Annotated in this window: 15 protein-coding genes; 4 read left to right on the top strand and 11 right to left on the bottom strand. The window is 71.4% G+C overall.

What is annotated here, in order from left to right:
• Positions 1–12 precede the first annotated feature (12 nt).
• The 7 genes from ACPEH2_RS13145 to ACPEH2_RS13175 are packed head-to-tail and all read right to left on the bottom strand — an operon-like array spanning position 13 to position 6420.
• Positions 13–1485, bottom strand: coding sequence for an NAD-dependent succinate-semialdehyde dehydrogenase (locus ACPEH2_RS13145; RefSeq protein WP_217532143.1), 1473 nt, complete (start codon positions 1483–1485; stop codon positions 13–15).
• Entirely contained in the window at positions 1482–2435 is a 954-nt protein-coding gene (locus ACPEH2_RS13150; RefSeq protein WP_217532145.1) for an NAD(P)-dependent oxidoreductase, read from the bottom strand. The genes ACPEH2_RS13145 and ACPEH2_RS13150 overlap by 4 nt, the downstream gene beginning before the upstream one ends.
• Positions 2432–2965, bottom strand: coding sequence for a formaldehyde-activating enzyme (gene fae, locus ACPEH2_RS13155; protein WP_423718879.1), 534 nt, complete (start codon positions 2963–2965; stop codon positions 2432–2434). The genes ACPEH2_RS13150 and fae overlap by 4 nt, the downstream gene beginning before the upstream one ends.
• Entirely contained in the window at positions 2965–3906 is a 942-nt protein-coding gene (locus ACPEH2_RS13160) for a glycine betaine ABC transporter substrate-binding protein (protein WP_423718880.1), read from the bottom strand. The genes fae and ACPEH2_RS13160 overlap by 1 nt, the downstream gene beginning before the upstream one ends.
• Positions 3907–3940: 34 nt before the next feature.
• Positions 3941–4732, bottom strand: coding sequence for an ABC transporter permease (locus ACPEH2_RS13165; protein WP_423718881.1), 792 nt, complete (start codon positions 4730–4732; stop codon positions 3941–3943).
• A gap of 1 nt (position 4733) precedes the next feature.
• On the bottom strand, positions 4734–5762 hold the full coding sequence (locus tag ACPEH2_RS13170; RefSeq protein WP_217532152.1) for an ABC transporter ATP-binding protein: 1029 nt from the start codon (positions 5760–5762) through the stop codon (positions 4734–4736).
• A complete protein-coding gene (locus ACPEH2_RS13175) occupies positions 5755–6420 on the bottom strand; it encodes an ABC transporter permease (RefSeq protein ID WP_217532155.1) in 666 nt (221 codons plus the stop codon). The genes ACPEH2_RS13170 and ACPEH2_RS13175 overlap by 8 nt, the downstream gene beginning before the upstream one ends.
• A 113-nt stretch (positions 6421–6533) precedes the next feature.
• On the opposite strand from ACPEH2_RS13175, the gene ACPEH2_RS13180 reads away from it, so the two are divergent.
• Positions 6534–7394, top strand: a complete 861-nt coding sequence (locus ACPEH2_RS13180) for an IclR family transcriptional regulator (protein WP_423718882.1) — start codon at positions 6534–6536, stop codon at positions 7392–7394.
• 36 nt (positions 7395–7430) lie between these two features.
• Here ACPEH2_RS13180 and ACPEH2_RS13185 read toward each other — a convergent pair whose 3' ends face one another.
• Positions 7431–8270, bottom strand: a complete 840-nt coding sequence (locus ACPEH2_RS13185; RefSeq protein ID WP_423718883.1) for an exodeoxyribonuclease III — start codon at positions 8268–8270, stop codon at positions 7431–7433.
• Positions 8271–8322: 52 nt separating this feature from the next.
• Between ACPEH2_RS13185 and pyrE the strand changes: the two genes are divergently transcribed.
• Positions 8323–8901: an orotate phosphoribosyltransferase gene (gene pyrE, locus ACPEH2_RS13190; protein ID WP_253035811.1), complete on the top strand. Its 579-nt coding sequence runs from the start codon at positions 8323–8325 to the stop codon at positions 8899–8901.
• 17 nt (positions 8902–8918) lie between these two features.
• On the opposite strand, the gene ACPEH2_RS13195 is transcribed toward pyrE, so the two are convergent.
• Complete coding sequence (locus ACPEH2_RS13195; protein ID WP_423718884.1) at positions 8919–9065, bottom strand: hypothetical protein; 147 nt, start codon at positions 9063–9065, stop codon at positions 8919–8921.
• A 184-nt stretch (positions 9066–9249) separates the two neighbouring features.
• On the opposite strand from ACPEH2_RS13195, the gene ACPEH2_RS13200 reads away from it, so the two are divergent.
• A complete protein-coding gene (locus tag ACPEH2_RS13200; protein WP_064002595.1) occupies positions 9250–10203 on the top strand; it encodes an SDR family NAD(P)-dependent oxidoreductase in 954 nt (317 codons plus the stop codon).
• A 130-nt stretch (positions 10204–10333) separates the two neighbouring features.
• Here the strand turns inward: ACPEH2_RS13200 and ACPEH2_RS13205 are convergent, their stop codons facing one another.
• Positions 10334–10978 (bottom strand): metal-dependent transcriptional regulator, encoded by a 645-nt coding sequence (locus ACPEH2_RS13205; protein ID WP_359920399.1) that lies wholly within the window; start codon positions 10976–10978, stop codon positions 10334–10336.
• Between the two features lie 10 nt (positions 10979–10988).
• Entirely contained in the window at positions 10989–12260 is a 1272-nt protein-coding gene (locus tag ACPEH2_RS13210) for an Nramp family divalent metal transporter (protein ID WP_359920396.1), read from the bottom strand.
• Between the two features lie 218 nt (positions 12261–12478).
• Between ACPEH2_RS13210 and ACPEH2_RS13215 the strand changes: the two genes are divergently transcribed.
• Positions 12479–13120, top strand: a complete 642-nt coding sequence (locus tag ACPEH2_RS13215) for a TrmH family RNA methyltransferase (RefSeq protein WP_359920393.1) — start codon at positions 12479–12481, stop codon at positions 13118–13120.
• Positions 13121–13124 lie beyond the last annotated feature (4 nt).

The raw sequence follows: 13124 nt of genomic DNA on the forward strand, positions 1-13124 counted from the left end.
GATCCTTGGGGGTCAGGCGGAGGGGTCCGCGATGCCGATGTACGTCGTCTCGAGGTACTCGTCGATGCCTTCGAGCCCGCCTTCGCGGCCGAGGCCGGACTGCTTCACTCCGCCGAACGGGGCGGCGGGGTTGGAGACGAGGCCCGTGTTGATCCCGAACATGCCGGTCTCCAGACGCTCGGACAGACGCAGGGCGCGGTTGAGGTCCCGCGTGTACGCGAAGCACACGAGGCCGTACTCGCTGTCGTTGGCGAGGCGGACGGCCTCGTCCTCGTCGCGGAACGTCGTGATGGGGGCGACGGGGCCGAAGATCTCCTCCCGCAGGATGCGGGCGTCGTGCGGCACGTCGACGAGGACGGTGGCCGGATAGAAGTACCCGCGGCCCGACGGGATGCGCCCGCCGAGGGCGACGCGCGCACCGTCGGCGACGGCGCCCGCGACGAGCTCGGCGACCTTGTCGCGGGTCGCCCCGTCGACGAGGGGGCCGAGGGTCGTGCCGGGCTCGGTCCCGCGGCCGTTGACGTACCTGGCCATGCGCTCGATGAGACGGGCGGAGAACTCCGCGGCGACGCTCTCGTGCACGAGGAACCGGTTCGCGGCCACGCAGGCCTCTCCGCCATTGCGCAGCTTCGCCAGCAGTGCGCCCTCCACCGCCGCGTCGAGGTCGGCGTCGTCGAAGACGAGGAAGGGGGCGTTGCCGCCGAGCTCCATCGACACGCGCAGCACCTGGTGCGCGGCGTCGGCGATGAGGCGCCGGCCCACCTCGGTGGACCCCGTGAACGACAGCTTGCGAAGACGCGGGTCGGCGATGAGCGGTCCGGTGACCGCCCCCGCCCGGCTCGTCGGGATCACGTTGACGACGCCGTCGGGGACGCCCGCCTCGCGCAGGACCTCGGCGAACAGCAGCGCCGACAGCGGGGTGAGGGCGGCGGGCTTGAGCACCGAGGTGCACCCGGCCGCGAGCGCGGGGGCGATCTTGCGGGTCGCCATCGCCAGGGGGAAGTTCCACGGCGTGATGAGCAGGCTCGGACCCACCGGGCGCTTGGTGACCAGCAGCCGGTTGCGGCCGTCGGGCGCGGTCGCGTACCGCCCCGAGATGCGGGGCGCCTCTTCCGAGAACCAGCGCAGGAACTCCGCGCCGTACGCCACCTCGGCGCGCGACTCGGCCAGCGGCTTGCCCATCTCGAGCGTCATCACGAGGGCGAACTCTTCGGCGCGGGCCGTGACGAGCTCGAACGCGCGGCGGAGGATCTCGCCGCGCTCGCGCGGTGCGGTGGCGGCCCAGGACGCCTGGGCCGCGGCGGCGGCGTCGAGGGCGGCCAAGCCGTCCTCGGGGCTCGCGTCGGCCACCTGCGCGATGACCTCCCCGGTCGAGGGGTCGTGCACGTCGATCGTGGCCCCCGTGCTCGCCGCACGCCACTGTCCGCCGATGAGCAGACCGGTCGGGACGGCCGCGAGGACGTCGGACTCGTGAGCGGCGCTCATGCCTGCACCTCGCGGCGCAGGTCGTGTCCGAGGACCTCCTCGTACAGGCGCACCGGCGTCATCTCGCCCGCCCGGTCGCCGTAGCGGGCGCGGGCCCGCCGGAAGATCTGTTCGACGAGCGACGACAGCTCCACCGGCATCCCGACCGACCGTGCCAGGTCCACCGAGAGCCCGAGGTCCTTGCACGCGAGCGCGATCGCGAAGCCCTCGTCGTAGTCGCCGTCGTCGAGGATCGACAGCACGTCGCGCGAGACGAACGTGCTGTTGGCGGGGCTGGCGACCAGCGCCCGGCGCAGGACCTCGAGGTCGACGCCGGCGGCGACGCCGACCGACAGCACCTCGGCCGTCGCGACGAGGTGCGAGAACCACAGCTGGTTGATCATGAGCTTGACGGCGTACCCGGCACCCGGACCGCCGACGTGGAGGATCCGCTCCGGATCGCCCATCGCCTCGAAGACCGGTCGCAGCCGGTCGACATCGGCCGCCTCGCCGCCGATGAAGATCTGCAGCATGCCGGTGGCGGCGCCGACGGACATCCCGCTCACCGGCGCGTCGATCAGGTGCAGGCCGCGCCCGGCAGTGGCCGCGCGCACCCCCGCGAGGACCTCGGGAACAGAGGTCGACATGTCGATCCACGTGCCCCCGTCGGCGAGCCCCGCGACCAGTCCGTCGGGACCGGATGCGACGGACTCGACGTGCTTGGGGGTGGGGAGCATCGTGATCACGAGGTCGCTGGCGGCAGCGACCTCCCGAGGGGTCTGCGCCCAGCGGGCGCCGCCCTCGATCAGCTGCGCCGCCGACTCGCGGCGCAGGTCGGTGACCACCAAGGGGAAGCCCGCGGCCTGCAGGTTGCGGCTCATGCCGGAGCCCATGTTGCCGAGCCCGATGAAGCCCACGGTGGGCCGGGTCTCGACGGACTCCGTCTCGAGGAGGGGGGTGGGGGAACTCATCGGTCGTGCGTGTCCTTCGCGGAGGTGGGGGCGGTGAAGAAGGGGTTGTGCGGAGCGTGGCGGGCGGCGAGCACCTCGTCGAGCTCCGGCAGGGCGGCCGCGCCGTTCGCGAGCGCGGTGCGGGTCGCCTCGCGATTGTTGCGGTAGACCTGGTCGGCGTCGTCAGCGGCCGGGTTGACCCAGACCGCGGTGATGAGCGCATGCGTGTCGGCGGCCTCGCGCGGGATGACCCCGTCGGCGACGGCGTCGGCGACCCCGGCCGCCACGCCCGCCTGCGCGGGGCCCCAGATGAGCAGCCCGTGCTCGTCGCCGGCGGGCGCCGCCTTCGTGACGAACAGGGTGAGGGGCTTGACCGGCAGCGAGGGGCGCAGCACGGCCACGAAGGGGACGTGGCCCTCGCTCGGCGTGGCCAGCGCGGTGGCCCACGCCGTTCCGGCAGGCCCCTCGCGGTGGCCCAGCACGGTGTTGATGTGGGCGGCGTTGACGCCCTCGCCGATGAAGCTCTCGCCGAACTGGATCGCGGAGGTCATCAGATGAGCCCCTGCTCCTGGAGCCAGTCCACCGCGACGTCCTCGGGGTCCTCGCCGTCGACGTCGACCTTCGCGTTGAGCCCCTGCATGACCTCGGTGGTCAGCAGCGGGCTGAGCTCGCCGAGGACGTCGGTGATCGCCGGGTAGTCGTCGAGGGTGCTCTGCTTGAGGGTGAAGCCGCCCTGGTAGCTCGGGAAGAACTCCTTGTCGTCGGCCATGACGACCAGATCCAGTGCCGGGATGCGGCCGTCGGTCTGGAAGACCTCGCCGAAGTTGCAGTCGTCGCCCTTCTGGGTGGCCGTGTAGATGACGCCGGTATCGAGCATCGTGACGTTCGAGTCGGGGGCCTCGAAGCCGTAGGCGGCCTTCAGCCCGGGCCAGCCGTCGTCGCGGGTGGAGAACTCGCTCTCGATGCAGAACGTCTGGTCGGCCGACGGGAGGGCGGCCACGTCGCTGAGCGTCGAGACGCCGAGCTCCTCGGCCTCGCTCGCGCGGATCGCGAAGGCGTACGTGTTGTTGAAGGGCGCCGGGTCGAGCCACGCGATGCCGTTCGCGGCATCCGCCTCCTTCACGGCGTCGAACTGCGCCTCGGCGCCCTTCACCGGCGTGGTGTTGCCGTTGTAGGTGATCCACGAGGTGCCGGTGTACTCCCAGTACCCGAGGAACTGGTCGTTCTCGAGCGCCTGGCGGACGTTCGACGAGCCGACCAGCTTCGTGTTGGCCTCGACGTCGGCGCCGTGGGCGTTCAGGAGCTCGGTGGTCAGGTAGGCGAGGATGTACTGCTCCGAGAAGTCCTTCGAACCGATCTCGCCGCTGAGACCGTCGAGTTCGTCGCCCTGGGCGCCGGAGCCGCCGCCGGTGGCGGACGAGCAGCCCGTGAGGAGCAGGGCTCCCACGGTGAGACCGGCGAGGGATGCGGACGCGAGAGTGCGCTTGTTCATTCGGATTCCTTTCACGCTGAGGTGAGATGGGGTGTCAGATGCCCTTGGGGCGGGAGATGTCCTCGACGAGTCCCGCCGCCCAGTCGATGAGGACGGCGATCGCGGCGACGAGGACGGCGCCGACGACGAGGACGGGGTATCGCTGCAGCTTCAGGCCGTTGACGATCATGTCGCCGAGGCCCCCCGCGTTGATGAAGGTCGCGACGGTGGCGACTCCCACCGCGAAGACGAGTGCCGTGCGCAGGCCGGCGAGGATGACCGGCGAGGCGAGGGGGAGCTCCACCCGGAGCAGGACCTGACCGGGGCGCATGCCCATGCCGCGCGCGGCCTCGCGGATGCCGGGGTCGACCTGGGCGAGACCGGCGATCGTGTTCTGCAGCACCGGCAGGAACGAGTAGGCGACGAGGGCGACGAGGGCGGTCGTGAAGCCGGTCTGCCACACGATCGCCAGCAGAATCACGACGCCGATCGCGGGCGTCGCCTGGCCGATGTTGGCGATCGCGATGACCACCGTGCGCACGACGCGGGAGCGGGAGCGGCTGACCATGATGCCGGTGGGGATCGCGGTCGCGGCGACCAGCACCGACGCGATGATCGACAGGACGAGGTGCTCGCCGATGCGGGCGCTGATGTAGCCGGCGTTCAGGGTGCGCTGCTCGATCGAGTCGAGCTCGAGGCTCGAGACCCAGAGGTAGGTGACGAGCAGGACGGCGGCCACCACGATCAGCGGCATCACCCGACGCAGCAGCACCGGCATCCCACGCCGCGGACGGCGCTGCGTCTGCAGCAGCGTGGTCGCCGAGGGGACGACCTGCGGGCCCGTCATCTCACGCCCCCTGCGCGTCGGAGCCGCCGGCGAGGGCGGCCGAGACGGCGGCGTGGTCGATCGAGCCGACGATGGAGCCGGCGCGCGTGACGTTGACGCGGGGCGCGCCGGTCAGCACCAGCGCGTCGAGCGCCTCGCGCAGCGACGCGGCCTCGTCGATCGTCGTCGGGGGAGCCCCCGCGTCGGCGGCGCCGATGCGCGCGTCGGACACCGGGATCAGGGCGAGGCGCTTGAGCGCCGCGCCCTCGCCGATGAATGAGCGCACGTAGTCGTTGGCCGGTGCCGCGAGGATGCGGGCCGGAGTGTCGAACTGCTCGATGTGGCTGCGCTCGCCGAGCACCGCGATGCGGTCGCCCAGGCGGATGGCCTCTTCGAAGTCGTGCGTGACGAAGATGATCGTCTTGCCGATGTCGGCCTGCAGCCGCAGGAACTCCGCCTGCAGCTTCTCGCGCGTGATCGGGTCGGTGGCGCCGAAGGGCTCGTCCATGAGCATGACCGGCGGGTCGGCGGCGAGGGCGCGGGCGACGCCGACCCGCTGCTGCTGGCCGCCGGAGAGCTGGCGGGGGAAGCGGTTCGCGAAGACGCCCGGGTCGAGCTGGACGGTTCGCAGCAGCTCGTCGACGCGCTCCGCCACGCGTGCCTTCGACCAGCCGAGCAGCCTCGGCACGATCGCGATGTTCTCGGCGATCGTGACGTGCGGGAAGAGGCCGATCTGCTGGATCACGTAGCCGATGTGGCGGCGCAGCTCGTTGCCGTCGAGCGAGAGGATGTCGTCGCCGTTGATGCGGATCGATCCCGAAGTGGGCTCGATGATGCGGTTGATCATCTTCATGGTGGTCGTCTTGCCGCATCCGCTCGGGCCGACGAACATGACCAGTTCGCCGGGCTCGACGCGCATCGAGAAGTCCTCGACGGCAGCGGTGTCCTGGCCGGGATACCGCTTCGTCACGTGGTCGAGGACGATGTCGACGCCGCCGGGCTGAGCCGCGAGGGACGACAGGACGCCGGTGTTCGTGGTGGTGTCAGACACGGAGACCCCTTGAGGTGGTGAGGCGGGAGATGAGAAGGAGGATGCCGTCGAGCAGCAGGGCGAGCAGGATCACCGCGATCGTGCCGGTGAGGGCGTAGTTGAGCGCGTTCTTGGATCCGAGCGAGCTGAGGCCTTTGAAGATGTACTCGCCGAGGCCAGGCCCGGCGACGTAGGCGGCGATGGCCGCGATGCCGACGGTCAGCTGTGCGGCGACGCGGATGCCGGTCATGATGACGGGCCAGGCGATCGGGAGCTGCACGGTGAGGAGGATGCGGGTGGGCCCGAGTCCCATGCCGCGAGCCGATTCGAGCACCGACACGGGAACCTCGCGCAGCCCGACCACGGTGTTGCGCACGACCGGGAGCAGCGAGTAGAAGACGAGCGCGACGACGGTGGGGAGCCAGCCGAGCCCGAGGATCGGGCTCAGCAGAGCGAGCAGGGCGAGGGAGGGGATGGTGATTGCGACGGCGGCGGCGGTGAGCACCGAGGTGCGGGCGATGCGGCGATCGCGCACCAGGATGCCGAGGCCGACGCCGATGATCGTCGCCAGCGCGACCGAGACGAGCACGACGACCAGGTGGTCGCGGGTGAGCTCGATGATGTCGTCGGCGCGGCGGCTGAGAAAGGCGGCGAAACCATCCCAGGTGAATCCGGTCACGGGTGCTCCTATCTCGACGTTGAGGGGATACCGGGTGAGATCACCGTACGCCGTGTCGCCATTTGCGCAAAAGGTGTTGTGCATATGGCAACAAAGCGGATTAGGATCGACGCATGACCTCAGCCACCCGAGCGCCCCAGCCCCGCCGCAACGCGTCCGGTCTCGGCCGCGACGTCGAGATCCTCGAGCTCCTCGGAACCGACGAGGCGGTGCGCGGCGGCGGTCTCGGCGTCTCGCAGATCGCCGCGATGACCGGCCGCGACAAAGCGGTGGTCTCGCGGACTCTCGCGACGCTCGCCGAGACCGGCCTCGTCGAGCGCGACGACGCGACGCTGCGCTACCTGCTCGGGTCCCGCCTGTACTCCCTCGCCGCGCGCACGGCGAGCAGCACGCTCGTCCATGGTGCCCGCCGCATCCTGCTCCGACTGGTGCAGTCCACCCGTGAGACCAGCCACCTGTGCGTCCTGCGCGGCGGCAATGTGCTGACGCTGCTCAGTGAGCTCAGCCCGCACGACATCCGCACGACCGGATGGGCCGGCACCACCACCGCCGCCTGGCGGACGCCGTCGGGCCGGGCGCTGCTCAGCGACTGGGACGAGGAGTCGCTCGAGCAGTGGTATGGGCACCACGGTCACGACCGGCCGCTCGTGGGCCGCTTCGATCAGTCCGACGCCTCCGTCTTCCCCGTCCTCGACTCGCCCCCGCCCGGCAGTGCGCCCGTGTCGGACTTCGCGAGCCTGCTCGCCGAGCTCGAGCGCATCCGCGAGCACGGGTACGCGCTGTCGGACGAGGAGCTCGAGTTCGGAGTCGTCGCGGCATCCGCTCCGGTCATCGACTTCACCGGACGCGTCGTCGCCGCCGTCAACGTGAGCGCGCCGAAGGTGCGGATCGGACCCCGCCTCGATGCACTCGGCGGGCTGGTCTCGCGCGCTGCACGCGAGCTGTCCGCCCAGTTGGGCGCACTGCGCGGCTGAGCGATCGGGCGACCCGCGCGTCGCGGGCGGGCCTGGTCAGAAGATCATCGGACGGTCGTCGTCGTCCTCGCCGCCGAGGTCGAGGTCGACGACCACCGGCACGTGGTCGCTGGGGATCTCGCCCTTGCGCTCGTCGCGGTGGATGGATGCCCCGACGACACCGTCGGCGAAGGCCGCCGAACCGAGGATGAAGTCGATGCGCAGGCCCTCGTTGCGGGGGAAGCGCAGCTGCTTGTAGTCCCAGTAGGTGTAGCCGGTCGGGACGAGCGGGCGGACCGTGTCGGTGAGGCCGGCGTCGAGCAGGGACTGGAAGGCGGCGCGCTCCTCGGGCGAGACGTGCGTCGTCACGCCCTCGACGACCGTCGGGTCGCCGTTGTCGGCGTCGGTCGGGGCGATGTTGAAGTCGCCGACGAGGGCCAGCGGCAGGCCGGGCTGCGCGGCGAGCGTCGACTGCGTGTAGGCGCGCAGCGCCTCGAGCCAGTGCAGTTTGTACGCGAAGTGCGGGTCGTCGAGACCGCGGCCGTTGGGGACGTAGAGGCTCCACACCTTGACCCCGTCGATCGTCGCGCCGAGCGCGCGGGCCTCCTGCGGGGCATCCGGACCCTCGTGGCCCTTCAGGAACCCCGGCATGTCGGGGAAGGCGTACTCGACCTCGGTGATCGGCTCACGACTCGCGATCGCGACGCCATTCCACTGGTTCAGGCCGTGCGCCTCGACGTGGTAGCCCGCCTCTCCGAACGCCTCGTAGGGGAACTGCTCGGGCTTGCACTTGATCTCCTGCATCGCGAGCACGTCGATGTTCTCGCGCACGGCGAACTCGACGGTGCGCACGACGCGCGCGCGGATGGAGTTGACGTTCCAGGTGGCAAGCCGCATGGTTCCCAGCCTAGATCGGGCGTCCGACGCCGCCGGTCGTAGACTCGGAGCCGTGACCGTCGCCTCCACGCCCGCACTCGAAGCCGACCGCCAGAGCCTCATCTCGCTCATCCAGGAGGAGGCCGTGTTCCACGGCGACTTCACCCTGTCGAGCGGCAAGAAGGCGACCTACTACGTCGACATGCGAAAGCTCACGCTCGACCACCGCGCGGCGCCCGCCATCGGGCGCATCATGCTCGACCTCATCCGCGACGTCGACGGTATCGTCGCGGTCGGCGGGCTGACGCTCGGCGCCGACCCCATCGCGAACGCCGTCATGCACGAGTCCGCGCGCACCGACGCGCCGCTCGACGCGTTCGTCGTCCGCAAGGAGCCCAAGGACCACGGCCGCGGTCGTCAGGTCGAAGGAGCCGATGTCGCGGGCAAGCGCGTCGTCGTCGTCGAGGACACCTCGACCACCGGTCAGTCGGCGCTCAAGGCCGTCGAGGCGCTGCGCCGCGAGGGCGCCGAGCCCGTCGCGGTGGCCGTGATCGTCGACCGCAAGACGGGTGCGCAGGCCGCGGTCGAGGCGGCGGGTCTCACCTGGCTCGCCGCGATCGACCTCGACGACCTGGGCCTGCAGCCGCAGTAACCCCGCCGGCGCAAGCCCTACTTGGGGTCGAGGTCGTCCCACGGCTTGCGGCCGCGGCGGTCGTCGCCGCGCCGTCGGAACCCGCGGACGACGATGAGCACGAGCGAGGTCAGCAGCGACAGCCCGACGACGCTGTACAGCAGGTTCTGCTCGAGCTCGTTCATGAGTCCACTCTCGCACGCGCCGCGCCGGCCGGGTCCGACCCGAATCACCACCGAGGTGCCGAATCACCACGGAAATGCGCGCAATCGGGTGGTGACTCGGCACGCGGCTGGTGATTCGGCACGCCGTGGGAACGCCGAGCGCAAGAGGATGCCGCGCATAGGTGCCGAGCGTAGGGTCGAGCATGTGGCGCGCGATGACTGGGACCCGGACGATCTCCCCGATCTGAGCGGTCGCCGCTACCTCGTCACCGGCTCGAACACGGGTGTCGGATTCTTCAGCTGTCTGCAGCTCGCCGCGGCCGGTGCCCACGTCGTCATGACGGCCCGCAACCCCTCGCGGCTGTCGCGCGCGCGGGCCGCGATCCTCGACCAGGTGCCGGATGCCGACCTCGAGACCCTCGCGCTCGACACGAGCAACCTGGGCTCGGTCCGCGCCGCCGCGGCGACCGTCCGCGGACGCGTCGGACTGCACGGCGCCCTCTTCAACGCGGGTATCGTCCACCCGCCGGAGGAGCGCGAGGTGACCCGCGACGGGCACGAGCTCGTCATCGCCACGAACGCGCTCGGCCACTACGCGCTCGCCGGTGCCGTGCTGCCCGCGCTCGCCGCCGCCCGCGGCCGCATGGTCTGGCTCGGCTCGATCGCGACCAAGCTCTTCCCGTGGGACCCGATCGACCCCGAACTCGTCGACGACTACACCCCGTGGCGGGCGTACGTGCAGTCGAAGGTCGCCACCGCGGCGCTCGGTTTCGAAGCGGACCGGCGGCTGCGTGCGGCATCCGTTCCCGTCCAGAGCCTCGTCGCGCATCCCGGCTACTCGCTCGGCGGGCGGACGCGACGGATCCCCGGCGTCAGCGCGCCGTCGCGGCGCAAGCGCCTGCTCGGCGGTCTGCAGGCCGCCGTCGCGCAGTCGAAGGAGCGAGGAGCGTGGGCGCCGGTGCGCGCGCTCGTCGACCCCGACGCCGAGGGCGGCCAGTACTGGGGTCCCGCGCGGACGTACACCGGGGCGCCGGTGCTCGAGCGCGCGCCGCGGATCGCGATCGACCCCGACGTCGGCGCCCGCATGTGGCACTACGCCGAGCACGCGACACGCACCGAATGGCCGTACCTGAAGGGCCGACGGCTGCGCCTGCGCTGAGCTCTCGCGGTCGGGTGCGGTGACGGATGCACGACGGCTGGGGCGGGAGGGGACCCGGACCCGCGCGCGGTGCGACAGCAGCACCGGCGGTGGTGCAGACGTGCGGTGCTCCCGGCGAGAGCGCGCTGACTCAGGCGGTCAGCCAGACCGCCTGTGCGGCGGCCGGCGGCAACTCGATCGTCGGACCGCCGTCGATCTGCACGGCGCCGCGCCCCGTCGCCGTCAGGGTGTGGCTGACGTCGATGCCGATCTCTTCGAGCGAGCGCAGGAGCGCGGGGTCGCGGTCCGAGACGCGCAGCACGCGGCCGGTGTGTCCGATCGTCGCCTCGGCGAGCAGCACGAACGGCTCGCGCTCGACACTGCCGTCGGGCCCCGGGATCGCGTCGCCGTGCGGGTCGAACCGCGGGTGGCCGAGCCGTGCGTCGATGCCCGCCAGCAGGCGGTCGCTGATCGTGTGCTCGAGCAGCTCGGCCTCGTCGTGCACCTCGTCCCATGCGTAGCCGAACTCGCGCACGAGCCACGTCTCGATGAGGCGGTGGCGGCGGATCACCGCGGTCGCGCGGCGGGTCCCGGCATCCGTCAGCGAGATCGGTCCGTACGGGCGGTGCGCCACGAGGCCCTGCGCGGCGAGCTTCTTGACCATCTCGGTGACCGACGACGGCGCGAGTCCGAGTTCGGCGGCGAGCACCGACGGGGTGACGGGATCGGTCTGCCACTCGGTGTGGTGGTAGATCGTCTTGAGGTAATCGTCGACCGTGGACACGGAGGCGGGCACGGACCCCAGATTATCCGCCGAAGAGGGTCAGCCAGAGCAGCAGGGCGTTGAGCGTCACGAGGAAGACCGAGGCCAGGATGCCTGCGGCCGTCGTCCACACCCGGTTGCGGTAGCCGCCGAGCACGTCGCGCTTCGCGGTGAGCGCGACGAGGGGGATGAGCGCGAACGGGATGCCGAAGCTCAGGATCACCTGGCTGAGGATGAGGGCGAACGTCGGGTCGACGCCGAGGGCGAGGATCGCGAGCGCGGGGACGAGCGTCACGAGGCGGCGGGCGAGGAGCGGGATGCGGACGCGCAGGAGCCCGTGCATGATCTCCGCCCCGGCGTAGGCGCCGACCGCGCTGCTGGCCAGTCCGCTCGCGAGCAGGCCGACGGCGAACAGTGTCGCGACGACCGGTCCGATGCCGTCCTGCAGCGCCGCGTAGGCGCCCTCGAGGCTGTCGGTGCCGGGGACCCCGGCGAGGTTCGCCGCCGCGAGCAGCAGGATGCAGAGGTTCACGGTGCCGGCGATCGCGAGCGCGATCGTCACGTCCCACCGGGTGGCGCGGAGGATGCGGCGGGTGTCGATCGCGGCGTCGGCGGCCGCGGCATCCGTCCTCTTACGGTCCTCGGCGGGACGGAAGCGGTCGCGGGCGAGCGAGCTGTGCGCGTAGATCGCGTGCGGCATGATCGTCGCCCCGAGGATGGATGCCGCCAGCAGCACCGAGTCGGTGCCGTCGAACCGGGGGAGGAGGCCCTCGACGACGCCGGCGGGCTCGGGCGGTCCGACGAAGACGCCGTAGGTGAAGCCGAGGGCGATGATCGCCATGAGCCCGATGATGACGAACTCGAAGCTGCGCGCCCCGCGACGGGACTGGATCAGCAGCAGCGCGATCGAGACCGCGCCGGTGATGAGCCCGCCCCACAGCAGGGGGACACCGAACAGCAGCCACAGCGCGACGGCGCCGCCGATGATCTCGGCGACGTCGGTGGCCATCGCGACGAGTTCGGCCTGCAGCCAGTAGGCGCGACGCGCCGTGTTGGTGCGGATGCGGCTGCCGAGCACCTCGGGCAGGCTCTGCCCGGTGACGATCCCGAGCTTCGCCGACAGGTACTGGATGAGCCACGCCATGACGTTGCCCAGCACGACGACCCACACCAGCAGGTAGCCGTAGCGGGCGCCCGCGGTCATGTTGCTCGCGACGTTTCCCGGATCGAGGTAGGCGACCCCGGCGACCAGTGCAGGTCCCAGCAGCCAGGCCGCACGCGTGCGCGTGTCTGCAGGCGCTCGATTTTTCGGCATACCGAAAAATCTAGCGCACCGGGTGCGATGCGGTGCTCGTGCTGCTGCGCGCGTGGCACGGCGCGCGTGCGGCGTCGCCCCCTGGGCCGAATCACCACTCGGCTGCCGAGTCACCATTCGAATGCGCGCATTCCGATGGTGATTCGGCACGCGGCTGGTGATTCGGCGACGAACGGGTGCACGGGGCGCACGGCGCCGCGCGCGGCTAGCCTGGACCGGTGCCCGAGCAGACCGATCCGTCAGACGCGGAAGCGCAGCTCCCCGTCGGCGTCGGTCCGTGGCCGGGCGGCCCGGGCGCCTGGCCCGACGACCCGCGGTACGACCGCGACCTGCTCGCGGACGGCGACCGCCGCAACGTGATCGACCGCTACCGCTACTGGACCATGGCGGCGATCGTGGCGGACCTCGACGAGAAGCGGCATCCGTTCCACGTCGCGATCGAGAACTGGCAGCACGACATGAACATCGGCTCGATCGTGCGCAGCGCCAACGCGTTCGGGGCGGCCGAGGTGCACATCATCGGCAAACGGCGCTGGAACCGTCGCGGGGCCATGGTGACCGACCGGTACCAGCACGTCCGTCATCACGAGGACGTCGCGGCCTTCGCCGCCTGGGCGGATGCCGCCGGGCTCCCGATCCTCGCGATCGACAACGTCGACGGCTCGGTGCCGGTCGACCGCTCGGACCTGCCCGAGCGGTGCGTCCTCCTGTTCGGCCAGGAGGGGCCGGGGCTGTCGCCCGAGGCGCTCGCCGCGGCATCCGGAGTCGTCGAGATCACCCAGTACGGGTCGACCCGGTCGATCAACGCCTCGGCCGCCGCGGCGGTCGTCATGTACGAGTGGTGCCGGCGCTACGCCTGATAGT

The sequence above is a fragment of the Microbacterium sp. NPDC064942 genome, from assembly GCF_049545525.1.
Lineage (GTDB): Bacteria > Actinomycetota > Actinomycetes > Actinomycetales > Microbacteriaceae > Microbacterium > Microbacterium gawkjiense.